The organism is Micromonospora sp. NPDC003776 (assembly GCF_053605645.1).
In genome coordinates this window covers 1-1,846 of the sequence record NZ_JBSGJR010000878.1, presented here as the reverse complement: position 1 = coordinate 1,846, position 1,846 = coordinate 1, and the positions used below count along the sequence as shown (strand labels likewise).

The 1,846-nt window shown below is 73.5% G+C and carries 2 protein-coding genes; one reads left to right on the top strand and one right to left on the bottom strand.

Annotated features, from left to right (window positions below; translation table 11 throughout):
* Positions 1-35 precede the first annotated feature (35 nt).
* Positions 36-1,079, bottom strand: coding sequence for a glucose 1-dehydrogenase (locus tag ACWEVO_RS36005; RefSeq protein WP_452311865.1), 1,044 nt, complete (start codon positions 1,077-1,079; stop codon positions 36-38).
* A 114-nt stretch (positions 1,080-1,193) separates the two neighbouring features.
* On the opposite strand from ACWEVO_RS36005, the gene ACWEVO_RS36000 reads away from it, so the two are divergent.
* On the top strand, positions 1,194-1,700 hold the full coding sequence (locus tag ACWEVO_RS36000) for an NADH-quinone oxidoreductase subunit C (protein ID WP_452311864.1): 507 nt from the start codon (positions 1,194-1,196) through the stop codon (positions 1,698-1,700).
* The last annotated feature ends 146 nt before the right edge of the window (positions 1,701-1,846 follow it).

Genomic DNA, 1,846 nt, shown 5'->3' with positions numbered 1-1,846 from the left:
AGCGGCGGGGCGGGGCTGCGACGCCCCGCCCCGCGCTACGCGAAGTCCAGCACCACCTTGATGTCCTCGCCGCCGGAGGTGTAGGCGTCGGCGTACGAGGAGACCGGCACCCGGCGGGTGATCAGCGAGTTCAGCCAGGCCTGGTCGGCCCGGGCGAGCGCCTCGGCGGCCAGGTCCCAGTGCCGCCGGTTGGCGTTCACCGAACCGAAGACCACGTTGTTCTCCAGCACCAGCGCCCGGTTGAGCGCCCCGGCGTCGAAGTCGATGGTCCGCCCGCCGCTGGACACGCCGGTGAGGCAGACGATGCCGGTCGGTCCGACCTTGCACATCGCGTCCATCACCACGGTTGGCGCGCCGGTGCACTCGACCACCACGTCCGGCTCGAAGTCCAGCTCGCCCACCGGCGAGGTGTGGTACGTGGCCCCGAGCGACCGGACCAGGTCCGGCTTGGGCCCGGTGGTGTTCCGGTCCAGCACGTGCACGGCCAGCCCCCGCTGGGTGGCCAGCAGCGCCGCCAGCAGGCCGATCGGCCCGGCCCCGGTGACCAGGACGATCTGCGGCTTCCACTCGGCCCGGGAACCGATCCGCTCGATGTGGTCCCACGCCTTCGCCACCACGCTGGTCGGCTCCAGCAGCATGCCGACCGGGGCGAGGACCGGGTCCAGGCCGACGGCGAACTTCGGCTGCACCCGCCAACGGTCCCGGGCGAAGCCGGGCAGCCCCTTGATGCCGTGCTCGGTGTACCGGCCGTTGCGGCACATGTCCCACTCGTCGACCGCGCAGTTCCGGCAGGGCACCGGGTCGGGATGGCGGACGATCCCGGCCACCAGGTCGCCCGGTTGCAGGGTCCCGGTCGGATCCTCCAGCACCCGGCCCAGCGACTCGTGCCCGAGCACCAGGCGCTCCTGGCCGGGCGGCGCCTCGCCGTACGAACCCTCGATGATCTCGTAGTCGGTGCCGCAGATCCCCACCGCCAACGCCTGCACCAGGATCGCGCCCTCCTCCGGGGCCGGCTCAGGCCACTCGTCGGTCAGCCGCAGCGAGTCGGGCACCCCGGGGGTCACAGTCACAGCACGCACGGTGTTCATCTTTCCCCGCCGGACGCCGGCATGTCGGGCAAAGCGGCGGATCCCGGCCGGGAGGGCACCGCCGCGCCGACCCGGGCCGGGGACGCCGGCCATAGGATCAGCGGCATGACTCCGGAAGAGGTCGGCCAGCGGGTGGTGGCGCTGCTCGCGCCCGTGGCGGTCACCGCGTCGGTCTCCGGCGGTCAGGGGTACGCCCGAGCGACCGTCGACGTACCCCCGGCGAGCTGGCGGGACGCGGTCCGCGCGGCCCGCGACGACGCCGGGCTGGGGCTCGACTTCTTCGACTGGCTCTCCGCGGTCGACGAGCTGGCCGAGGGTTTCGACGTGGTGGTCCACCTCTGGTCCACCCGGCACCGGCACGGGCTGCTGCTGCGGACCCGGGTGCCCCGCGCGACGCCGACGGTGGCCTCGGTGGTGGACCTCTTCCCCGGCGCGGCCTGGCACGAGCGCGAGACGTACGAGATGTTCGGCATCGCCTTCGACGGGCACGGTGAGCTGCGGCCCCTGCTGCTGCCACCCGAGTTCGAGGGGCATCGCGCCACTGGGCCGGGGTCAGCTCGGACGGCTCCAGCACCTCACCGGACTTGTCGTCCCGCCAGAAGGAGGGGATGACGACGAGATGGCGGGCGCCCATCGCTCGCGTCAGCGCGGCGATGGCGGTGACGTGCTCCCAGGTCTTGTCCCACACCGCCCGGCCGTGGTGCAGCCCCGGGAAGACACTGCCCCCCGGCACCATCAGACCACGCCCGGCGGGCTCC